The 20,675-nt window shown below is 55.0% G+C and carries 22 protein-coding genes and 1 pseudogene; 22 read left to right on the top strand and 1 reads right to left on the bottom strand.

From position 1 onward, the window contains the following. The 10 genes and pseudogenes from L971_RS09520 to L971_RS09565 all read left to right on the top strand — a co-directional run. Positions 1 to 769, top strand: a pseudogene (locus L971_RS09520) (3-phosphoshikimate 1-carboxyvinyltransferase); the annotation flags it as partial. A 34-nt stretch (positions 770 to 803) separates the two neighbouring features. Next, on the top strand, positions 804 to 2,075 hold the full coding sequence (locus tag L971_RS09525) for a tetratricopeptide repeat protein (RefSeq protein WP_047375551.1): 1,272 nt from the start codon (positions 804 to 806) through the stop codon (positions 2,073 to 2,075). A gap of 24 nt (positions 2,076 to 2,099) precedes the next feature. Beyond that, a complete protein-coding gene (locus L971_RS09530) occupies positions 2,100 to 2,633 on the top strand; it encodes a ReoY family proteolytic degradation factor (protein WP_024370187.1) in 534 nt (177 codons plus the stop codon). 161 nt (positions 2,634 to 2,794) lie between these two features. Next, positions 2,795 to 3,235: a DUF2487 family protein gene (locus tag L971_RS09535; RefSeq protein ID WP_029335321.1), complete on the top strand. Its 441-nt coding sequence runs from the start codon at positions 2,795 to 2,797 to the stop codon at positions 3,233 to 3,235. A gap of 110 nt (positions 3,236 to 3,345) precedes the next feature. After that, the gene (locus L971_RS09540) at positions 3,346 to 3,849 is read left to right on the top strand and encodes a ubiquinol-cytochrome c reductase iron-sulfur subunit (protein WP_029335318.1); all 504 of its coding nucleotides are present in this window, start codon (positions 3,346 to 3,348) and stop codon (positions 3,847 to 3,849) included. Positions 3,850 to 3,864: 15 nt separating this feature from the next. After that, entirely contained in the window at positions 3,865 to 4,536 is a 672-nt protein-coding gene (gene qcrB / locus L971_RS09545) for a menaquinol-cytochrome c reductase cytochrome b subunit (protein ID WP_024370190.1), read from the top strand. 32 nt (positions 4,537 to 4,568) lie between these two features. Then, entirely contained in the window at positions 4,569 to 5,363 is a 795-nt protein-coding gene (locus L971_RS09550; RefSeq protein ID WP_029335316.1) for a menaquinol-cytochrome c reductase cytochrome b/c subunit, read from the top strand. Between the two features lie 98 nt (positions 5,364 to 5,461). Continuing rightward, complete coding sequence (locus L971_RS09555) at positions 5,462 to 6,076, top strand: DUF1405 domain-containing protein (RefSeq protein WP_029335314.1); 615 nt, start codon at positions 5,462 to 5,464, stop codon at positions 6,074 to 6,076. Positions 6,077 to 6,114: 38 nt separating this feature from the next. Further along, positions 6,115 to 6,798, top strand: a complete 684-nt coding sequence (locus L971_RS09560) for a zinc metallopeptidase (RefSeq protein WP_024370193.1) — start codon at positions 6,115 to 6,117, stop codon at positions 6,796 to 6,798. A 60-nt stretch (positions 6,799 to 6,858) separates the two neighbouring features. Beyond that, the gene (locus L971_RS09565; protein ID WP_047375553.1) at positions 6,859 to 7,320 is read left to right on the top strand and encodes a GreA/GreB family elongation factor; all 462 of its coding nucleotides are present in this window, start codon (positions 6,859 to 6,861) and stop codon (positions 7,318 to 7,320) included. A 43-nt stretch (positions 7,321 to 7,363) separates the two neighbouring features. On the opposite strand, the gene L971_RS09570 is transcribed toward L971_RS09565, so the two are convergent. After that, the gene (locus L971_RS09570; protein ID WP_024370195.1) at positions 7,364 to 8,239 is read right to left on the bottom strand and encodes a YitT family protein; all 876 of its coding nucleotides are present in this window, start codon (positions 8,237 to 8,239) and stop codon (positions 7,364 to 7,366) included. A 111-nt stretch (positions 8,240 to 8,350) separates the two neighbouring features. Between L971_RS09570 and bshB1 the strand changes: the two genes are divergently transcribed. The 12 genes from bshB1 (at position 8,351) to asnS (ending at position 20,661) form a co-directional block, all read left to right on the top strand. Then, entirely contained in the window at positions 8,351 to 9,034 is a 684-nt protein-coding gene (gene bshB1 / locus L971_RS09575; RefSeq protein WP_024370196.1) for a bacillithiol biosynthesis deacetylase BshB1, read from the top strand. Beyond that, complete coding sequence (gene bshA / locus L971_RS09580; protein ID WP_047375555.1) at positions 9,031 to 10,152, top strand: N-acetyl-alpha-D-glucosaminyl L-malate synthase BshA; 1,122 nt, start codon at positions 9,031 to 9,033, stop codon at positions 10,150 to 10,152. Before bshB1 ends, bshA begins: the two co-directional genes overlap by 4 nt. Next, positions 10,149 to 11,288 (top strand): CCA tRNA nucleotidyltransferase, encoded by a 1,140-nt coding sequence (locus tag L971_RS09585; RefSeq protein ID WP_047375557.1) that lies wholly within the window; start codon positions 10,149 to 10,151, stop codon positions 11,286 to 11,288. The genes bshA and L971_RS09585 overlap by 4 nt, the downstream gene beginning before the upstream one ends. Then, on the top strand, positions 11,261 to 12,223 hold the full coding sequence (locus L971_RS09590) for a biotin--[acetyl-CoA-carboxylase] ligase (RefSeq protein ID WP_052200350.1): 963 nt from the start codon (positions 11,261 to 11,263) through the stop codon (positions 12,221 to 12,223). Before L971_RS09585 ends, L971_RS09590 begins: the two co-directional genes overlap by 28 nt. 209 nt (positions 12,224 to 12,432) lie before the next feature. Beyond that, on the top strand, positions 12,433 to 13,269 hold the full coding sequence (gene panB, locus L971_RS09595; RefSeq protein ID WP_047375560.1) for a 3-methyl-2-oxobutanoate hydroxymethyltransferase: 837 nt from the start codon (positions 12,433 to 12,435) through the stop codon (positions 13,267 to 13,269). Beyond that, complete coding sequence (gene panC / locus L971_RS09600) at positions 13,266 to 14,096, top strand: pantoate--beta-alanine ligase (protein ID WP_047375562.1); 831 nt, start codon at positions 13,266 to 13,268, stop codon at positions 14,094 to 14,096. Before panB ends, panC begins: the two co-directional genes overlap by 4 nt. A gap of 5 nt (positions 14,097 to 14,101) precedes the next feature. Continuing rightward, positions 14,102 to 14,485 carry an aspartate 1-decarboxylase gene (gene panD, locus L971_RS09605; protein WP_024370202.1) on the top strand — a complete coding sequence of 128 codons (384 nt, stop codon included), beginning with the start codon at positions 14,102 to 14,104 and terminating at the stop codon, positions 14,483 to 14,485. A 108-nt stretch (positions 14,486 to 14,593) separates the two neighbouring features. Further along, positions 14,594 to 17,404, top strand: coding sequence for an ATP-dependent DNA helicase DinG (dinG, locus tag L971_RS09610; protein ID WP_052200352.1), 2,811 nt, complete (start codon positions 14,594 to 14,596; stop codon positions 17,402 to 17,404). A gap of 65 nt (positions 17,405 to 17,469) precedes the next feature. Beyond that, the gene (locus L971_RS09615) at positions 17,470 to 17,655 is read left to right on the top strand and encodes a YpmA family protein (RefSeq protein ID WP_016509977.1); all 186 of its coding nucleotides are present in this window, start codon (positions 17,470 to 17,472) and stop codon (positions 17,653 to 17,655) included. A 29-nt stretch (positions 17,656 to 17,684) separates the two neighbouring features. Continuing rightward, the gene (locus L971_RS09620; protein WP_231557591.1) at positions 17,685 to 18,131 is read left to right on the top strand and encodes a hypothetical protein; all 447 of its coding nucleotides are present in this window, start codon (positions 17,685 to 17,687) and stop codon (positions 18,129 to 18,131) included. A 20-nt stretch (positions 18,132 to 18,151) separates the two neighbouring features. Further along, the gene (locus L971_RS09625) at positions 18,152 to 19,339 is read left to right on the top strand and encodes a pyridoxal phosphate-dependent aminotransferase (RefSeq protein WP_029335289.1); all 1,188 of its coding nucleotides are present in this window, start codon (positions 18,152 to 18,154) and stop codon (positions 19,337 to 19,339) included. Between the two features lie 20 nt (positions 19,340 to 19,359). Next, positions 19,360 to 20,661: an asparagine--tRNA ligase gene (asnS, locus tag L971_RS09630; protein WP_369793371.1), complete on the top strand. Its 1,302-nt coding sequence runs from the start codon at positions 19,360 to 19,362 to the stop codon at positions 20,659 to 20,661. Positions 20,662 to 20,675 lie beyond the last annotated feature (14 nt).

Consider the following 20,675-nt stretch of genomic DNA (forward strand, 5'->3'; position numbering starts at 1 on the left):
GCTCCGGGCTACCGAAGAGACGATCGTACGCGAGCCGATGTTGTCGCGCGACCATACCGAACGGTTGTTGCCGTTGTTCGGTGGGAACGTCACGATCGGAGAAGAGAATGGCGTTCGCCTCATCCGGGTCATGCCGTCACAGCTCACGGGCACGGCGGTGACGATTCCGGCGGACCCATCATCGGCCGCATTCTTGTGGGCCGGGGCCGCGATTATCGCGAACAGCCGGGTGACGACGACCGACGTCTGTTTGAACGAGACGAGAATCGGGTTCTTGCGGACGCTTGAGAAAATGGGGGCGAAAGTTGAGATCGACCGCGTCCGGCCACTCGGGGAAGAGACGGTGGCGGACGTGACCGTATCGACGAGCGACCTTCATGGTGTCGAGTTGTCAGGCGCTGCCATCCCGCATCAAATCGATGAGCTGCCGTTATTTGCGCTCGTCGCCTCCCAGGCGTCGAGCCCGTCGGTCGTTCGTGACGCAGCCGAGCTTCGGGTGAAAGAGACCGATCGCATCGTGACGGTCGTGACGGAATTACGGGCGCTCGGGATCGACATTCACGAAACAGAGGACGGCTTTATCGTCAACCCTAGTCAAGTCCGAGGTGGCCGCGTGATGGCCCACGGCGACCACAGGCTGTCGATGATGTTGCAAGTGGCCGCCCTCTTGACCGAGGAGACGGTCGAAATTGAAGGAATGGAAGTATCGGACGTCAGCTACCCGCATTTCCGTGACGATTTACAACGGCTCGACCGTGAGATAGAATAACGTCAATAGCAGTTGTCGGTAGGAGGAAGATAGGATGTTAGATGAAACAGAATTAAACCATATCATTAAGATGCTTGAGACAGGCGAGACCGAACACGCCCTCATGCACCTCGAGGCGCTCGAGAAAGACGGTTCGGATGAGGACCGGTTCGCCATCGCCGACTTGTATCTCGAGCTCGGCCTCGCCGATCGTGCCGTGAACGTGCTCGCGGCGCTTTACGTCGATTATGCGGGCAACCCGCATGTCGCTTTGTCGCTCGCGGAAGCGTACCTCGATAGTGACCGTGAGGAAGAAGCAATCGCCGTGCTTGAGAAGATCGAAGCGACGGACAAGGAAGCTCACGTCCGAAGCCTCGTCTTGCTCGCCGACTTATATCAATCCCAAGGACTCGATGAAGTCGCCGTCAAAAAATTGATGGAGGCGCTCGAGGCGAACCCGGACGAGCCGCTGCTCGTCTACGGACTTGCCGAACTGTACGCCTCGATCGGCTCATTCGAACAGGCGGTCCCGCTGTATGCGCGCTTGCCGCATTTGAGACTGCCGGAAGAGATCGACTATCAAGCCGACTACGCCGAGGCGCTCACGATGATCGGCTCGTTCGAAGAGGCGCTCGATGAGTTCGAGAAGACGAAAGACCGCAACTTGAACACGGTGTTCGGGCACGCCATGACGGCGCATCGAATCGGCCGTGACGAAGTGGCTGTCAAGCAGTTCGAGGAACTACGGACGATGGACCCTGACTTCACGTCGCTCTATTTGCCGTATACAGAAGCGCTCGAGTCGCTCGGTCGAATCGACGAGGCGCTCGAGATGATTGGGCAAGGCATCGATCGTGACGATTATAACGACGAGTTGCGGACGGTGAAAGCGAAGCTGTACCTACGCCAAAGTCGAGTCGACGAAGCGGTCACGGAGTTGCGCGAAGCGCTCGCATTGAACCCGGAATCGCTTGAAGCGACGGAACTGCTCTTGTCGGTGTTATTTGAAGCGGGCGACATGGAAGCGGTCATCGAGACGATCGATGCGCTCGAGGATCATTCGACGTCGCCGCTCATGACATGGTATAAAGCGAAAGCGGCCTATGAGCTTGAAGTGTATGACCAAGCCGTCATGTTATATACGTCGATTGAAGACGTTTATAAAGAGGACGTGTCATTTGCGATGGAATGGGCTACACTGTTAGTAGAAGAAGGACAGCGAGACAAGGCACAACGAGTGCTCGAGCAAACGCTTGCGCTCTCCGTCGACGTGGACGACCGCCAAGTGCTTGAAGAGCGGCTCGATCAATTGACGGACCGTGATTAATCGATATAAAGGAGATGGGGTCATATGGTGGAGCGGAAAAAGAATTTCTTGAAGCGATTTCTCGCTCATCATACGCTTCGTAAACGAGAGGCCAAATGGATTATCGATTACTGGCTCAGACATCCGGAGAAACTCGGTAACGTCCACTTCGTGACGAACGCCTCGGTGTCCCCAAGGAGTCTCGTCATGACGGCTTATGGATTCGATGGGGAGCCGTTCCGATACCGGCGCGGCGATCTCGTCACCGTCAATCCGGAGAAGGCGTATCATGACATCCGGCTTCATGACGGGGCGATCTACGTCGAACTCAACTTTCAAGGCATGATGATCGATGAGAGTTGGGTCGACATCGTCGAGCCGAACCCGTTCGAACCGGTCGCCGAAGTGAGGGACGAAGTGTCGACATCGGCCCAGACCGTCATTCGTGCTTCTGTCGCCCAGTTTGAAGAAGAGCGGTTGCTCGTTGAGATCGACGAGGCGCTCGACCGTCGCGACGAGAAGTTGTTTCGGAATTTGACGAGCAAGCTCCATCAAGTCAGGGCTTCAAAATTATTTTAGAAAAAACAAGCGCTTCCGTTATGGGTTGCGCTTGTTTTTTGGTATATTAATGACGTAGGAATACACAATAATTTCACATTTCGTTCATAAGTTTGAACAAGCAATGAACGAAGGTGCGATACAATAGACATGATGAATCATGTCTAGAGAGGAGGGTGAGGATGAGGTTCGATAGTCAAGATGCGAAACGTTCATTGACTGAGCGTCAATACGTCGATACGCTCATCGTTCCACTCGCAGAATTGGCGTTTGATGACGAGATGATCCGCAAGGCCGAAAGTTATGAGGTCGTCCAGGCGGTAGCGCTCGAGACCGAACGACAGCTCTCTGGACGGACGATGCTCAGCCCGACGATCAGTTACGTGGACGTAGAGGCCGGTCATTCGTTAAGCCAGGCGGTCCACGACAAGGCGACGGCGTCGGGGTTCACACACGTGTTGTTCATCTCTTCAGACGTTCGCTTCAAAGCGTTCGAGTTACCGATCATCTTCGTGCCGCCGCTTGCTTTAAAAGGCATGTCGGCCGAGCAGTCGCATACGATGGTTCAAAATTTTGCGACGCAAGTCATCACCGAGCTTTCGGGCCGTTGGATGGCGACATGAAGCGGTTGACGTAGAGGTTTTATTGATATACTATTTTGTTGAGTGAGAAATTTTTGTGAAGAATGCATAAAGAATTATGGGGTTATGCACACGAATGAGGGGGGAACGAAATGGCTCAAAAAGGGTCAAAAGTCACACGCCGTCAGTTCTTAACGTACACGCTGACTGGAGTAGGTGGCTTTATGGCGGCAACATTGATCAGTCCGATGGTCAACTTTGCGATCGATCCGGTACTCAAAAAAACGGATGCGGGCGACAAAGTGCGAGTTATGAGTCTCGATGACATCACGACTGAGCCGCAACGTGTCGACTTTAAAAAACAAACGCAAGACGCTTGGTATGAATTTGAAGAAACGCTTTCGGCATGGGTCTTCAAAGATGAGAGTGGAGAGGTTATTGCCCTATCTCCAATCTGTACGCACTTAGGCTGTCAAGTAGGTTACGGCGGCGATCCGACGCGCCCGACAGAATTCTTCTGCCCGTGTCATTTCGGACGTTATACGAAAGACGGGACGAACATTCCAGGTACGCCTCCGACATCACCACTTGCCCGTTATGAAAAAGAAGAAAAAGAGGGCTTCCTATACTTGGGCAGTCCAGTCACACAGTTGTGAGAGGGGGAATAGTCGATGTTACAAAAGATTTATGATTGGGTCGATGAACGCGTCGACATCACGCCGTTATGGCGCGACATCGCTGACCATGAAGTTCCAGAACACGTCAACCCTGCCCATCACTTTTCAGCATTTGTTTATTGCTTCGGCGGTTTGACATTCTTCACGATCGTCATTCAAATCCTGTCAGGGATGTTTTTGACGATGTACTACGTTCCAGATATCATCAACGCGCACGCGTCGGTGTATTACTTGCAAAATGAGATCGCACACGGTCAAATCGTCCGTGGGATGCACCATTGGGGTGCGTCGGTCGCCATCGTCATGCTGTTCTTACATACGCTCCGCGTATTCTTTACCGGATCGTATAAGAAGCCGCGCGAGCTCAACTGGGTCGTCGGCGTCCTATTGTTCTTCGTCGTCTTGGCGCTCGGTCTCACAGGTTACTTGTTACCATGGGACATGAAAGCGTTGTTCGCGACGAAAGTTACGCTTCAGATTGCAGAGAGTGTCCCGGTCATCGGTGGCATCGCTAAGACGCTTCTCGCCGGTGGCGAGATTGTCGGTGCGCGGACGCTCACGAACTTCTTCGCCGTTCACGTCTTCTTCTTGCCGGCGGCCTTGTTCGGACTTCTCGGAGCTCACTTCTTGATGATTCGTAAACAAGGAATTTCTGGACCGCTTTAAGCCGGTACGAGGAAAAAAGGGGGAGAAACGATATGCATCGCGGTAAAGGGATGAAATTTGTGACCGACTCTCGAGTGGGAATCTCGAATCGGAAACAAAATATTGCAAAAGACTATTCAGAATACCCAGGACGCACCGAAGCGTTCTGGCCGAACTTCTTGCTGAAGGAGTGGATGGTCGGATCGGTCTTCTTGATCGGATTCATCGCTTTGACAATCGTCGAGGCACCACCGCTCCAAAATATCGCCGATCCAACGAACACGTCATACATTCCGCTTCCGGACTGGTATTTCTTGTTCTTGTATCAATTGCTCAAATATCAATTCGCAGCAGGAGATTGGATCTTGCTCGGGACGGTCATCATGCCGGGCGTCGCGTTCACCGCGCTTTTGATCGCGCCATGGCTTGACCAAGGACTTGAACGTCGCCCGGCGAAACGTCCGGTCGCGGTCAGTTTCATGTTGCTCGGTGTCCTCTCGATCGTCTACTTGACGTGGGAATCGGTACAAACGACGCACTGGGACCAAGTCCATGAGCAAGGAATCCTCGTCGTACCGGGTGAAGGTCCGGAAATCGACACGGCGGCGCCAGGTTATGAGATTTACTCGGCCCAGTCTTGTGTCAACTGTCACGGTCAAAACCTTGAAGGTGGCGCAGCAGCTCCACCGCTCGTCGGTACAGCGTATACGGCTGAAGAAATCGCTGAAATCTCGGTCAACGGGATCGGGGCGATGCCAGCCGGACAATGGGACGGTTCGGACGAAGATCTTCAAGCTATGTCTGAATTTATCGCTTCGTACGGTGAAGGCGGAGAGAACAACGAATAACGTAAGCCTAGAAGTGTAGCCCCGTCAAACGGGTTACACTTCTTTTACTTTTTTCGTCCACGCACGCTACAATAGAGAAAAAAGGATGGAACACTCGAATGATACATATGTTGCGACCACTTCTCACTCATCGCATCGTCTTAATGACGCTGTTCGTCATCAACCTGCTCGGGACGATCTACGGATACGTCTGGTACGAGCCACAACTACGTGACACGCCGCTCCTTTATTGGCCGTTCGTCCCCGACAGCCCGACAGCGTCACTGTTCTTCACGATCGTGCTCGGACTTTGGATTGCCGGGAAGAAGTCGCCGCTCATGGAGACGCTCGCGTTCATCACGCTAGTCAAGTACGGTCTATGGGCCGTCGTCATGAACGTCTTGTTCCTGCGGACGCTCGGGAGTGATGCCGATACGGTCACGGTGCTCATGGCTGTCATGCTCATGGTGTCACACGGGGCGATGGCGTTTCAGGCCATCTTGTACGCCCCGTTCATGAAGTGGACGGTCCGTTCGTTCGTCTTGACGCTCGTCTGGGTCGTCCACAACGACGTCGTCGACTATGTGCTCGGTCAATGGCCGCGTTACCCGTCACTCGCCGAACACATCATGTGGATCGGTTACGGCTCGTTCTGGCTGACAGGAATGTGTTTTTTTGTGGGATACAAGCTCATCCTACGCAGTTCGCTTGATAATAAGGTCATAAGAATGTAAAATCGAAGTATCAAATATACGCAGAGGTGATATAGAAAATGTCATTAGGTGGCTATATTTTCTATCTTGCACTGATCATGCTCATCCCGTTATGGGCTCAGATGCGAGTGAAAAGTACGTATAAAAAATTTTTACAACAACGTCTCCAAAGTGGGGTCACCGGCGCTCAAGTCGCAGACTTCATCATGAAACAGAACGGCGTGCACAACGTACGCATCGAGATGGTCGACGGATTGATGAGTGACCATTACGACCCGGTCAACAAAGTCGTCCGTTTGTCTCGGGAAGTGTACCAAGGCTCGACGATCTCATCTGCTGCGATCGCGGCCCATGAGATCGGGCACGTCATCCAAGACGCGACCGACTACAAGATGATGCGTGTTCGTCATCGCCTCGTTCCGGTCGTGAACATCACGTCGAACTTGTCGTTCCCGCTCCTCCTCGGTGGTTTCCTCCTTGGAGCGATGGGTCTCGCCCAACTCGGTGTCATCATGATGCTCGGTGCGGTCATGTTCCAGCTCGTCACCCTCCCGGTCGAATTCGACGCTTCGAAGCGGGCGATGGCGGAATTGACGAGCCACGGCATCGTGACGGCGACGGAAGAATCAGGTGCACGAAAAGTGCTCAATGCGGCAGCTTGGACGTACGTCGCGGCGACACTCGTCGCAGTCGCCGAACTCATCCGTTTGGCGCTCATCGTGTTCATGCCACGCAACGAATAGAATCAAGTGTCCCGTCCAGCGACGGGACTTTTTTGTATCGCTTTTTGAAAGGAGCAGGAGATGCCAAAACCACAGTTAACGAAGGAAGGCCGTGACCGCCTGAGCGCCCAACTCGCGAGTTTGACACATGAACGGACCGAGGCACGCGAGCGCATCAAGACGGCGCGGAAGTTTTGTGACTTTCGAGAAGACGTGACGTACGCCGAAGCGGTGGACGCTTACGATCGGATTGAAGTGAAGATTGCCGATCTCGAGCGCACGCTCGCCGAAGCCGTCATCGTCGACAGAGGTCGACTTGACGTCGTCGCGTTTGGGAGTCAGGTCGTCATTCGCGAAACACCGGATGGGGAAGAAGAGACGTATCGCCTCGTCGGTGAACTCGAGGCCGACTTGGCGAACGGGACGATTTCCGCGTCATCACCGCTCGGAACCGGGTTGATGGGAGGCGTCGTCGGTCAAAACGTCACGATCGATACACCAGGCGGTACGCTCGACTTTGAGATTGTCCGCATCGAACGATAAAGTAACGCCCCGTTCACTCGAACGGGGCGTTTTGTGTCGTGGTTTATTTTAAAGGAATTCGGTTTTCATCGAACGTGAACCCTTCACCGCCGACCTCATACACGTGGTGGAACGTGACGAAAGCGTGCGGGTCGATTTGTTTGACGATCGTCTTCAGACGGTTCACTTCATTGCGTCCGACGACGACGTAAAGCACTTCGAGTTCCTTGTTCGAATAACCGCCTTTGGCGATGAGACGTGTCGTCCCGCGGTTCATCGTCGCATGGATACCGTCGGCGATCGCCGTCCGGTGGTCGCTGATGATCATCGCGGCCTTACCGGCGTACGTCCCTTCCTGCATCGAGTCGATGACACGGGCACCGACGTAGACGGCGAGCAACGTGTACATCGCCTCACGGATGTCGAGATACGTCAAACTGAGCACGATGACGAAAAAGTCGAAGACGAGGAACGTCTTCCCGATCGACCAGCCGACGTAACGTTGGACGAGACGGGCGATAATGTCGACGCCTCCGGTCGTGCCGCCATTGTTAAAGATGATGCCGAGACCGACGCCGATGAACAGTCCGGCGAACAGGCTCGCGAGCACCATGTCATCGGTCAAGTCGATGACGAGGTTCGAATATTTGGCGACGAGCGCATACCAAATCGAAAAGCTGAACGTCCCGATGAGCGTATAGATGAACGTCGTCCGCCCGAGCAGCTTGTAGCTGACGAAGAAGAGCGGGATGTTGAGCGCCAAGTTTGTGATGGATGGCGACCAGTCGAACAAGCCGCGCAGAATCAACGTGATCCCCGTGAAACCACCTTCGGCCAAATTGTTTTGCACGTTGAAGTGATATACCCCGAACGCAAAAATGAATGAACCAATCAAGATAAAGATAATATTGCGAAAACGAATCGGTAACTGTACCGTCATTTCGTTCACCTCCCATCTAGTAGCGTACTCGAAAAACCTCTCAGTTGACTACCCTCTACATATGACATTCGTGGTTGAGTCCGATATACTTTTCACAGAAGAGGTGATTTTATGAAAATAGTAGCAATCGGGGCCCATCCGGACGATATCGAGATCGGCATCGCCGGGATGACGGCCCAATGGACACGCGACGGCATCGAGGTCGTCTACGTCGATTTGACCCGGGCCGAGCTGTCCTCGAACGGGGACGTCGACACCCGCGCCGTCGAGGCGGGACGCGCCGACGACGTGCTCGGGGTTCGTCGCCTCAACCTCGGTTTCCCGGACCGGGGACTGACCGGGGACGAGACGCAAATCGAGACGCTCGTCCGCTTGATTCGGACCGAGCGTCCGACGCATGTGTTGTATCCGTACGGCGTCGACCGCCATCCCGACCATCGGGCCTGTGCCCGGCTCGTCGAGGAGGCGCTCTTTAACGCCGGGATTCGGAAGTTCATGCAAGACGTGCCGGCATATCGACCGGACAGCGTCTATCAATATATGATTAACGCGCTCGAGACGCCTGACGTCTGCATCGACATCAGCGAGACGATGGAGACGAAGCTGCGTGCCTTGTCTGCTTATGAGAGCCAGTTCATGCCCGTGGACGGCGTCCGGACCCCGCTCACGGATGAATATATCGAACGCGTGCGGGCGCGGGAACGACATTTTGGCAGTTTGATTGGGACGACGTACGCCGAGGGCTTGATGACCGTCAAGCCGTACGCCGTCAAGAAAGCGGGGGAGCTCGCATGAAGCTACGGATCGGTGTCCTCTGTTATCCATCGGTCGGGGGTTCTGGCATTCTCGCCACGGAGCTCGGCATGAAGCTCGCCGACCGCGGCCACGACGTCCACTTCATCACGTCGAGCATCCCATTCCGATTGAATGCGTATCATCCGAACATCACGTTCCATCAGGTCGAGATCAACCAATATTCGGTGTTCCGGTATCCACCGTACGACATCACGCTCGCCTCGAAAATCGCAAGTGTGATCCAAGCGTTCGGTCTCGACGTCATCCATGCGCATTACGCCGTGCCCCATGCCGTCTGTGCCGCGCTCGGGCGTGAGATGGCCGGGACGAACATCCCGATCGTCTCGACGTTGCACGGGACCGATATCACCGTGCTCGGGGAGGATGAGGAGCTGAAGCCCGCCATCCTGTACGGGCTCCGGAAGTCGAACGCCATCACGGCCGTATCCGACAGCCTGCGGCAAGAGACGCTCGAACGGATCGGGTCCGACTTGTCCATCGACGTCATCCATAACTTCATCGACGAGACGGTGTACCGTCCGCTCGACGACTCGTCACTCCGGGAACGTTACGGCTTGACCGAGTCGGACAACGTCGTCATCCACGTCTCGAACTTCCGGCATGTGAAGCGGATCGACCTCGTCCTCGAGGCGTTCGCCCGGATGAACGTGCCGGATAAAAAACTGCTCCTCGTCGGGGACGGGCCGCTCATGGGGGCGATGCGCCGTCAAGTGAGCGAGTTGTCGCTCGAGCAAGACGTCATCTTCGCCGGGAAACAAGAACAAGTCGCCGAACTGTTATCGATCAGTGACGTGCACGTCCTTTTATCGGACAAAGAAGCGTTCGGTCTCGTCGCGCTCGAGGCAATGGCGACGGGTATCCCATCGGTCGTCTCGGATGCCGGCGGGTTGCCGGAAGTGATCACCGACGGGGCGGAAGGGTTCGTCGTCGCCCGCGGTGACGTCGCCGGGGCGACGAAGGCGCTCGAGAACATCTTACTCGACAAGGCGCTACAGGCGCGGTTGCGTGAAAACGGGTTGAAGCGGGCAAAACAGTTCGCGTCGACCGATATCGTGTCCGCATACGAGTCACTTTACGAACGGGTGGTGCGCGCATGACAGAATGGGAATATGCAAAACAGATTATCGAGACGATCAACCGCCGCGGCGGGGAGGCGTATATCGTCGGCGGCGCCGTCCGGGACTATATGCTCGGACATTTACCTGACGACATTGACATCGCGACGTCGCTCTTCCCGGACGAGGTGCTCGCGCTCTTCCCGAAGGCGGTGCCGACCGGGATTGACCACGGGACCGTAACGGTCATCATCGACCATCATCCGTTCGAAGTGACGACGTTCCGTTCGGAAGGGACGTACTCCGACTCGCGTCGCCCCGACCACGTCGCGCTTGGCGTCTCACTTGAAGAGGATTTGTTGCGACGAGATTTCACGATGAACGCGATGGCGTTTCATGACGGTAACGTCGTCGATTTGTTCGGCGGACGGCTCGACCTCGAGGCGAGAGTCATCCGTACCGTCGGGAGCCCGTACGAACGGTTCGACGAGGACGCCCTCCGCATCATGCGGGCGTTCCGTTTCATGGCCCAGCTCGACTTCACCCTCGACGAGGAACTTGTCCGGGCCGCTTCGGCGCTCGGGCATAAACTGCGCCATATCGCCATGGAGCGCATCGCCATCGAATTTGAGAAACTGATGGCGGGGCCGGCCTATAAGCGTGCGCTCTCGTCGCTCATGGCGGCCGGGATTCACGAATATTTGCCGGATATGGATCGCGGCTTATTGCAGAAGGTCGTCGACGACGACCGGAAACCGGTCAACGGGCTCGGCGGCTGGGCGCTCTTCCTCCACCATGCGGGTGACGTGAGTTGGCTCACCGCCTGGAAACGGTCGAACGCGACCAAGCGGGAGGCGGCCCGGCTCGCCGGGCTGCTCACGATCGGTCTTGACACGTTCGCCGTCTACGACACGCCCGAAGCGACGCTCGATACGTACTTACGGATGGAAGGACGGGCAGACCGGGCAATCGAGTTGAAGCGGGCGTTGCCGATTCAACGTCGCAGTGAGCTTCGTTTCGATGGCCGTGACGCCCTCTCCCTCGGGGCGAAAGGGGCGACGATCAAACATTTACTTGCCTATTTGGAGCGGGCGGTGCTCCATGGCGATCTGCCGAACGAGGAGACGACTTTACGGAAGGAGGCATGCGCATGGCTTCGACACGAGGAAAGGTCTTGAGCCTATTGCAAGACGGGGCGGTCTGGAGCGGGCAGGAGTTGGCCCGGCAACTAAATATTTCACGTACCGCTATTTGGAAACATATTGAGACGTTAAAACAAGATGGTTACGATATCGAGACGATTCCACGAAAAGGGTATCAATTGCTCGAGCAGAACGACCGCTTCGATGAGACGGCGTTCGTTTCCGTCCGACGTGGGCGTTTTGGCCAACACGTTCACGCGTACGACCAAGTCGACACGACGCAACGGATTGCCCATGAGCACGCTCAGCGTGGGGCGCCGGAAGGGACGATTGTCATCAGCGAAGAACAGACGGCCGGCCGCGGGCAACTCGGACGGCAATGGTACAATCCGAGCCGGGTGAATATTGCGGCGAGCATCATCTTGCGTCCGGATTTGCCGATTCGCGACGCGTCGAAATTGACGCTCATGGCGGCGAGCGCGTTCGCCCGCTCATTCAACCGCGAAGGAATTGTCGCAGCGATCAAATGGCCGAACGACCTGCTCTTGAACGGCAAGAAAATCGGCGGGATTTTGACGGAAATGCAGACCGAGGGTGACCGCATTCAGGCGGTCATCCTCGGCTTCGGCTTCAATGTGAATGGAGAAACGATTCCAAAGGAGCTCATCCATCGGGCGACGTCGCTCAAGCGCGAGACGGGCATCGTCCACCGACGAAGCGAATTGCTCGCTCGTTTGTTAGAAGATCTCGAGAAAGAGTACGATCTGTTCCTTGAGGCGGGCTTCTCCCCGGTTCGTGAACATTGGCTCCAAAACGCCGCCTTCATCGATGAGACGATCACGCTAACGACGGCCGGAAAGACGAAGACCGGGGTCATGCGTGGCATCTCGACAGAAGGTGCGCTCTTGCTTGAGACGGGAGCGGGCATCGAACCGATTTACTCTGCTGAAATCGCGGTTTGGAATGATTGAATGAATGCTTGACGTGGTCTATAATGAATGTGCCGGACGCTATCATAGCGAAGTGTACCGGACTGCAGACCGTCACTACCATTATTTGTCTGCCTTGATCACTTTGACAGGGACAGAAGGACACTCAACCATTGAGTTTGCTTTCATGCGCCTTCTTGTCGATAAGAAGGCGCTTTTTCTTTCCTGTCTCCCATTTAGGAGGAGAACATATGCATACGATGACATCTTTACTCAAGAAGATGAAGCAAGAAGAGAAGCTGGTCATGTTGACCGCTTATGATTATCCGTCGGCGAAACTCGCCGAAGCCGGAGAGGTCGATATCATCCTCGTCGGCGATTCACTCGGCATGGTCGTGCTCGGTTACGACTCGACGATCCCAGTCACCATCGCTGACATGGTGCACCACGCGAAAGCGGTAAGACGCGGGGCACGCAATACGTTCGTCGTCGTCGATATGCCGTTCGCGACGTATCACGGTGACTTTGACCGGACGTTACAAGCTGCACAGACGCTGTTTCAGGACGGACACGCTGACGCCATCAAGCTCGAAGGGGCAGGCGAGGTGCTCGAGACGATTGAACGGTTGACGAAAGTCGGCATGCCTTGCGTCGCCCATCTGGGACTGACACCACAATCGGTCGGCGTGCTCGAAGGCTACAAAGTGCAAGGTAAATCGCTTGAAGATGCCGAACGGTTGATTGCCGATAGCCTCGAGGCTGAGCGGGTCGGGGCGAAGATGCTCGTCCTCGAATGTGTGCCGCATCAGCTCGCCAAAAAGATCGCCGAAGCGCTGACGATTCCGGTCATCGGCATCGGCGCCGGCGCTGACGTGGACGGCCAAGTGCTCGTCTACCATGACATTTTAAAGTACGGCGTCGACCGGCTCCCTAAATTTGTCGAAGCATACGCCGATGTGAACGAAGTCGCGACAAGCGCCATCCACGAATACGTGCATGCGACGAAAGACGGCTCGTTCCCTCTCGAACGTCACACGTTCACGATGGACGAGACGTTGCTCGATACGTTGTACGGAGGGAAGGCATGAGAATCGTCACCGACCCGATGTCATTACGAGACGCGATATCGCATGATTCGACCGTCGGTTTCGTACCGACGATGGGCTACTTGCACGAAGGTCACCTCAGTCTCGTCGAGGCGGCCAAAGCGGAGAACGACCTCGTCGTCATGAGCATCTTCGTCAATCCGACCCAGTTCGGACCGAACGAAGACCTCGACCGGTATCCACGTGATTTCGATCGCGACGAGGCGCTCGCCCGCGACGCCGGCGTCGATATCTTGTTCTATCCCGACACGACGACGATGTATCCGCTTGATATGGCGCGCGTGACGGTACGCACCGGTGCCGACGTGCTGTGCGGTGCAAGCCGACCAGGCCATTTCGATGGCGTGTTGACCGTCGTATCAAAATTATTCAACATCGTGCGCCCGACCCGAGCCTATTTCGGGTTGAAAGATGCACAACAAGTCGCCTTGATCGAAGGGTATGTCCACGACTATTTCGTGCCGGTCGAGATCCGGCGTTGCCCGATCATTCGGGAGGCGTCAGGGCTGGCCAAGTCGAGTCGGAACGTCTATTTGTCTGAGACGGAACGTGTGGAGGCGGCTGAGATCAACAAGGCGCTCATCGAGGCTGAAACGGGGCTTCAAGCAGGATTGACCGTCCCGGCGGTGCGAGCAAGACTGGTTGAACGGCTGGACGCTATTCCGAACAGCACGATCGACTACGTCGAGATCGTCGATTATCCGACGTTGACGAAAGCACGCGACACATCGTATGAGCTGTTAATTGCGGCAGCCGTTCAATTTGACCGGGCCCGCTTGATTGATAACGTGATTTGGAAGAGAGGATGAATCTGATGATTCGAACATTTATGCACGCGAAGTTGCACAAAGCGACCGTTACGGAGGCGAACTTGCACTATGTCGGCTCGATCACGATCGATGAAGATTTGATGGATGCGGTCGGCATTATGGAAAATGAGCATGTGCACATCACGAACAACCATAACGGTGCCCGGATCGAGACGTACGTCATCAAAGGGGAACGAGGATCTGGTGTCGTCTGTTTGAATGGCGCAGCAGCCCGTCACTTCCAAGTCGGTGACGTCGTCATCATCATGGCGTACGGTCAGATGACGGCAGAAGAGGCAAGATTGCACCGTCCGAAAGTCGCCGTCTTGAACGAGCGCAACGAAGTCGATCAACTCTTGTATGAAGAGATCGCGCACACGATATTGTGAGGCGAGCGGGGATGTCCGATAAAAGGCATCCCCGTTTTTTCGTGTATCGTTCTATGGTAAGATGAGACAGATAGAAAGCACGAGCGTGCCGAAGATGGGATGGATGTTATGGACACTTATGTGATAGTGGATTTAGAGACGACCGGTCATTCCGTCAAATCCGGCGACGAATTGATTGAATTCGCGGCGGTTGTCGTACAAGGTAGTGAAGTGATTGAGCGCTACAGTACTTTGATTCGACCGAGTCGTCCGATCCCACCTTTCATCACGCAGTTGACGACGATCACAGATCGTGATGTAGAGGATGCCCCGACGTTTGAAGAGGTTATCCCTAGTATATGGAAGATGTTAGATGGGCGTGTGTTCGTCGCCCACAACGTCACGTTTGATTTAAACTTTTTAAATGAGAGCTTGGAACAGGCAGGGTACTTGCCGTTTCAAGGCCGAGCGATTGATACGGTTGAACTCGCCCGCATCCTTTACCCGACCCTCGAGAGCCACGCCCTCGAGTCGCTCGCCGATGTGTTCGACCTCGTGCATACGGATGCGCACCGAGCCCTCAGTGATGCCGAAGCGACAGCTGAACTGTTCATTCAACAAATCGCGCGACTCCGGGAACTACCGGTCGTGACACTCAAACAGTTGCGCCGCTTGTCAGAGTCGTGGACGAGCAACATCGAACCGTTGCTCGACGAAATCATTCTCGACATCGGCATCCGGCCGGAAGACGAGGCGACGTACGACGTTCACCGGAAGATCGCATTGAAGCGTTTGACAGACTCACATGTCGAAGCGATCGAGCGAGAACCGTTCGAGCCGTTCTTACACCGGACGATCGAAGAGACGTTGCCGTCCTTGTTCCATCAGTTTGAACCGCGACAAAGCCAGTTCGAGATGATGCGACACGTCTACAAAGCGCTCGATGATGAAACGACGCTCCTCGTCGAAGCTGGTACCGGGACGGGCAAGACACTCGCCTACTTGATTCCGAGCGCACACCATGCGCTCGAGACGAAGCGTCCCGTTGTGGTTAGCACGCACACGATCCAATTGCAAGAACAGCTGCTCAACCGGGATTTGCCGATCTTAAAAGCGATTTTTCCGGAAATCGAGTTCACGTTATTAAAAGGGCGACGCAACTATATCGACCTCCGCAAGTTTGAGGCCGTGCTCGAAGAGACGACGGACGGACTGTTGTCGGCTATGTGTAAGGCGATGGTGCTCGTCTGGCTGACAGAGACGGAGACGGGCGACTTGGAAGAGTTGTCACTCCCCGGAGCGGCGACGCAAGGACCGGCTTCGTTCAAGCGGCTCATACAGGCGGATGCGGCGTCTGAATTTGGACGTTTTGACCCGTGGTACAGCCGTGACTTCTTCACGCGAGCCGTGTTGCGATCAAAAGAAGCGGATATCATCGTGACGAACCACGCCTTGTTGTTCTCAGACCTTCAACATCAGGCCGGTATACTACCGACCGATACCCCGCTCGTCTTAGATGAGGCCCATCAAGTCGAGGAGGTCGCTTCCCATCACTTCGGGGTGACGTTCGACGCCATCCAGTTCGACCGGTTGTTCAAGTGGTTCGGGTATGGGGCCGACGGGAAGTTCCATTCTCGTCTGCTCCAACTCGCCGACTTGACGTCCGTGGCGGAAGAGACGGAAGCGTTCAGCCGCGACACCGACGTCGCGCTCGCGCAAGTCGATGCCGAGTTAGACGATTTATTGACGGCTCTTCATTCGCTCGGCAAGAAAAAAGAGCAACGCCAAACGGTGAGGTTTGAACGGGAAGGGGAGGTGTTCCGGCCGATCCGTGAAGTGGCAAAACGACTTGAGTATAAACTTCGGGCCTTGCGGATGTCTCTGCGACAAATGCACCGTCTCCTCGACGAACATAAAGAGCACATGACGTTCAAGCAGCGGGCCGTGCTTTCAGACTTGAAAGCGTTCATCGGGGATGTGCGAGAACTCGAAAGCGTGTTGTTCGAGACGATGCTCACAAAAGATGACGATGCGGTCAGCTGGGTCGAGTTGAACTTGGCGAACCGTAAGCTCACGTCCGTCTATACGCAACCGGTCGAGATCGGACCACTCCTTCATGAGCGCCTCTTCATGAAACGACCGACTGTTTTGACGTCGGCTACGATGACCGTGTCAGGACGATTTGGTTTTATCGAGCGGCGTCTTGGACTCGACGGAGAAAACGTCCGACGTGTCGTCCTTCCTTCGCCGTTTGACTTCAAGCGGCAGGCGAAGCTGTTCGTCCCGTCCGACCTTCCGCTCATCAACGAAGTGCCGCTCCCGCAGTTCGTCGCCGAAACGGCGGACGCCATCGCCCAGATCGCCAACGTGACGAAAGGGAGGATGCTCGTCTTGTTCACTTCGAACGAATTATTGCGTTTGACGCACGATGCGGTAAAAGGTCAGCTCGACGAGGCGTATACGCTGCTCGCCCAAGGAGTGAGCGGCGGGTCGCGGAGCCGATTGACGAAACAGTTCAAACGGATTGACCAGTCGATCTTGTTCGGGACGGCCAGTTTCTGGGAAGGGGTCGATATCCCCGGCGAATCGTTGACGTGTCTGATCATCGTCCGTCTCCCGTTCGCGCCGCCCGATCAGCCGGTCATGCAAGCGCGTTCTGAAAAGATTGAAGCGACAGGGAAATCATCTTTCTTTGAGCTGTCCCTCCCGCAAGCGGTCATCCGCTTCAAACAAGGGGTCGGCCGCTTGATTCGCTCGAAAGAAGATTACGGCGCCATTTTCGTATTCGATCGCCGCGTCGAGACGACACGTTACGGCAAACAGTTCCTCAACAGTCTGCCCGCCGTCGATCGAATCGAAGGACCGATCGAGACGGCCCTCTCAGAACTTGAGCTGTTTTTAGATGATAAGGAGAAGACGGGTTTAGGAAATGACAGATAACGCTAGGCAGGGCGAAATTATCGCTTTATAATAATGGGTATAGTGTTTTTGAAGGAGGATGGACCATGAATTCAAATATCGAGACGCTCGCGACCGTTCGCATCGAACCGACGGCAGACGTATACAAAATCGTCGACTTGTTGAACCGGACGCTGAAGAGCCAAGATTTGATGTTCGGTTTGGCGTTAGAGAAAAAAGTAAATGATCCGAAGAAAGAAGAGATGGTATTCACCATCTACCGGACAGAATGACACGTAAGACAAAAGTAGTGGTCGCACTCATGACGGCACTGATCGGTGTCGTCATCGTGTTTAGTGGCATCTATTGGTTCACAGTCGGACATACCGAGCGGATGAAACAAAGTTTGATCGAAGAAGCGCGTGAGCGTCTTTTGGCCGAACAACCGACCGTCGAGTCCGAACGGGCCGATTTGTATAACGGGACGAAACCGTACGTCGTCTTCGAGGAGGCGGATCGTGTCTTGTTCGTGCCGGTAGACAGCGAAGAACCAATCGAGGAGCGCGAAATCGCTTCGGTCGACTTGAATCAAGTTTGCGCCGAGTCGGTAGAGGAAACCGGTGGTGCGCTCGTCAGTTGTAAATATGGGTTCGACGACCGGGCATTGATTGAAGTTGTGACGAAAGCAGGAGCTTCATATACTTATTCGTACTACACGCTCCAAACCGGAGACTTTATTAGACGGGTCCAATTGACGGACTCACTTTGAGCAAATTGAGGGGGATCACGATGGAACATCTATTGGCAAAACGGGTTAAGCAGTTGACACCATCGACGACGCTCGCCATTACGGCGAAAGCGAAAGCGTTGAAAGCTTCAGGGCAAGACGTCATCGGTCTCGGAGCCGGTGAGCCGGACTTCAACACACCGGAACGCATCATCGAGGCAGCCTGTCGGGCGGCCCGCGACGGTGATACGAAGTATACTCCTTCAGGCGGTACGGTCGCGTTGAAAGATGCGATCATCGAAAAGACGAAACGAGACAGCGACCTCACGTTTGAACGGAGCGAGGTCATGGTCGCTTCCGGTGCGAAGCATGCGCTGTACGCACTGTTTCAAGCGATCCTCGACGAAGGTGACGAAGTCATCATCCCTGTCCCGTACTGGGTCAGCTATCCGGAACAAGTGAAGCTCGCTGACGGGGTACCGGTCTACGTCGAGACGACAGAGGCGACGACGTTCAAATTGACGCCAGAGGCGCTCGAGGCGGCCGTGACGGATCGGACGAAAGCCGTCATCTTGAACAGCCCATCGAACCCGACCGGCATGATTTACACGGAGGCAGAACTTGTCGCGCTCGCTGAAGTCGTCACACGTCATGACTTGTTAGTCGTCAGTGACGAGATTTACGAGAAACTCGTATATGGGGACGCCACGTTCGTCTCGATCGCGACGCTTCCGGGTATGCGCGAGCGGACGATCATCATCAACGGCGTATCGAAGTCCCACGCCATGACAGGTTGGCGCATCGGTTACGCGCTCGGGGACCGTTCCATCATCGAAGCGATGACGAACCTTGCCTCGCACTCGACATCAAACCCGACGTCCATCGCTCAAGCAGCCGCTGTCGAGGCGTACAACGGGCCGCAAGACGACGTCGACATGATGCGCGTCTCGTTCGAGGAACGTCTTGAGATCGTGTATGATCGGTTGATCAAAATCCCGGGCATCACATGCTTGAAGCCGCAAGGGGCATTTTACTTATACGCAAACGCTAAGGAAGCCGCGACGATGAGCGGTTACGACTCGGTCGACACGTGGTGTGAGGCCGTTCTCGGTGAGGCGTTCGTCGCACTCGTCCCAGGTTCGGGCTTCGGACAAGACGATTACGTCCGTCTCTCTTATGCAACCGAATTAAAACGAGTACTAGAAGCGCTCGATCGAGTGGAAAACTTTATCAAGCAGCACACTCGATAAGCGAAAGGATGGAAACGACAATGACAACTATTTCAATTAGCCAATTCAAAGATTATGAAGGTCAATCGATTCGAGTGGGAGCTTGGATCGCCAACAAACGTTCAAGCGGGAAGATCGCCTTCCTTCAACTCCGTGACGGGAGCGGGTTCGCCCAAGCGGTCGTCGTCAAAGCTGATGTGGCCGAAGATTTGTTCGCCCTCGCCAAAAGTGTGACACAAGAGACGTCGGTCTGGGTGACAGGGAACGTTAAATCGGACGGCGGTCGCACGCCGCTCGGTTTCGAACTTGAAGTGACGGACATGGAAGTGATCGCTGAGTCGGTCGATTACCCGATCACACCGAAAGAACACGGAACGGAGTTCTTGATGGACAACCGTCACCTATGGCTTCGTTCGCGTCGTCAACACGCGATCATGAAAGTTCGAAACGAATTGATTCGTGCGACGTACGAGTTCTACAACATGGAAGGGTTCGTCAAGATCGATCCACCAATCATCACGTCGAGCGCCCCTGAAGGCACGACTGAGCTGTTCGAGACGGATTACTTCGGGCAACCGGCCTACTTGTCACAAACAGGACAGCTATACATGGAAGCCGCAGCGATGGCACTCGGAAAAGTATTCTCGTTCGGTCCGACGTTCCGTGCCGAGAAGTCGAAAACGCGTCGTCACTTGATCGAGTTTTGGATGATCGAACCTGAGATGGCGTTCTTCGACCACGACATGAGTTTGGACCTTCAAGAACGCTACGTCTCTTATATCGCAAAATCAGCGTTGGAGAACTGTCGCAACGAGCTTGAATTGCTTGGGCGCGACTTATCGAAACTCGAGAAAGTTCAAGCGCCGTTCCCGCGTATCCGTTATGCGGACGCGATCACGTTCTTGAAGGCAGAAGGATTTGACGATATCGAGTACGGCGACGATTTCGGTGCACCGCATGAGACGGCAATCGCGAACGCGCACGATAAGCCGGTATTCATCACCCATTGGCCAAAAGAAATCAAACCGTTCTACATGAAAGTCGACCCGGAGAACCCGGAACTCGTTCTTTGTGCCGATTTGATCGCGCCGGAAGGATACGGTGAGATCATCGGCGGTTCGCAGCGTGAAGACGACTACGACCGCTTGAAAGAGGAAATCGTCAAAGAGGGATTAGACGAGACGGACGCGTACGATTGGTATCTCGAGCTTCGAAAGTACGGTTCTGTACCGCACTCTGGCTTTGGACTCGGTCTCGAGCGCACAGTCGCTTGGATCAGCGGAATCGAACATATTCGTGAAGCGATCCCGTTCCCACGTCTATTAAATCGAATTCACCCATAACCATCAATCGGGGA

This window comes from Exiguobacterium sp. ZOR0005 (assembly GCF_000798975.1).
GTDB lineage: Bacteria > Bacillota > Bacilli > Exiguobacteriales > Exiguobacteriaceae > Exiguobacterium > Exiguobacterium aurantiacum.

What these genes read in the sequence shown, in the direction of transcription:
- qcrB (WP_024370190.1), top strand. Translation starts at nt 3,865, where the DNA reads ATGTTACAAAAGATTTATGATTGGGTCGATGAACGCGTCGACATCACG.
- L971_RS09540 (WP_029335318.1), top strand. Translation starts at nt 3,346, where the DNA reads ATGGCTCAAAAAGGGTCAAAAGTCACACGCCGTCAGTTCTTAACGTAC.
- dinG (WP_052200352.1), top strand. Translation starts at nt 14,594, where the DNA reads ATGGACACTTATGTGATAGTGGATTTAGAGACGACCGGTCATTCCGTC.
- L971_RS09585 (WP_047375557.1), top strand. Translation starts at nt 10,149, where the DNA reads ATGACAGAATGGGAATATGCAAAACAGATTATCGAGACGATCAACCGC.
- panC (WP_047375562.1), top strand. Translation starts at nt 13,266, where the DNA reads ATGAGAATCGTCACCGACCCGATGTCATTACGAGACGCGATATCGCAT.
- L971_RS09525 (WP_047375551.1), top strand. Translation starts at nt 804, where the DNA reads ATGTTAGATGAAACAGAATTAAACCATATCATTAAGATGCTTGAGACA.
- L971_RS09615 (WP_016509977.1), top strand. Translation starts at nt 17,470, where the DNA reads ATGAATTCAAATATCGAGACGCTCGCGACCGTTCGCATCGAACCGACG.
- L971_RS09590 (WP_052200350.1), top strand. Translation starts at nt 11,261, where the DNA reads ATGGCTTCGACACGAGGAAAGGTCTTGAGCCTATTGCAAGACGGGGCG.
- asnS (WP_369793371.1), top strand. Translation starts at nt 19,360, where the DNA reads ATGACAACTATTTCAATTAGCCAATTCAAAGATTATGAAGGTCAATCG.
- bshA (WP_047375555.1), top strand. Translation starts at nt 9,031, where the DNA reads ATGAAGCTACGGATCGGTGTCCTCTGTTATCCATCGGTCGGGGGTTCT.
- panB (WP_047375560.1), top strand. Translation starts at nt 12,433, where the DNA reads ATGCATACGATGACATCTTTACTCAAGAAGATGAAGCAAGAAGAGAAG.
- L971_RS09535 (WP_029335321.1), top strand. Translation starts at nt 2,795, where the DNA reads ATGAGGTTCGATAGTCAAGATGCGAAACGTTCATTGACTGAGCGTCAA.
- L971_RS09565 (WP_047375553.1), top strand. Translation starts at nt 6,859, where the DNA reads ATGCCAAAACCACAGTTAACGAAGGAAGGCCGTGACCGCCTGAGCGCC.
- L971_RS09560 (WP_024370193.1), top strand. Translation starts at nt 6,115, where the DNA reads ATGTCATTAGGTGGCTATATTTTCTATCTTGCACTGATCATGCTCATC.
- L971_RS09570 (WP_024370195.1), bottom strand. Translation starts at nt 8,239, where the DNA reads ATGACGGTACAGTTACCGATTCGTTTTCGCAATATTATCTTTATCTTG.
- bshB1 (WP_024370196.1), top strand. Translation starts at nt 8,351, where the DNA reads ATGAAAATAGTAGCAATCGGGGCCCATCCGGACGATATCGAGATCGGC.
- L971_RS09620 (WP_231557591.1), top strand. Translation starts at nt 17,685, where the DNA reads ATGACGGCACTGATCGGTGTCGTCATCGTGTTTAGTGGCATCTATTGG.
- L971_RS09625 (WP_029335289.1), top strand. Translation starts at nt 18,152, where the DNA reads ATGGAACATCTATTGGCAAAACGGGTTAAGCAGTTGACACCATCGACG.
- L971_RS09550 (WP_029335316.1), top strand. Translation starts at nt 4,569, where the DNA reads ATGCATCGCGGTAAAGGGATGAAATTTGTGACCGACTCTCGAGTGGGA.
- L971_RS09530 (WP_024370187.1), top strand. Translation starts at nt 2,100, where the DNA reads ATGGTGGAGCGGAAAAAGAATTTCTTGAAGCGATTTCTCGCTCATCAT.
- panD (WP_024370202.1), top strand. Translation starts at nt 14,102, where the DNA reads ATGATTCGAACATTTATGCACGCGAAGTTGCACAAAGCGACCGTTACG.
- L971_RS09555 (WP_029335314.1), top strand. Translation starts at nt 5,462, where the DNA reads ATGATACATATGTTGCGACCACTTCTCACTCATCGCATCGTCTTAATG.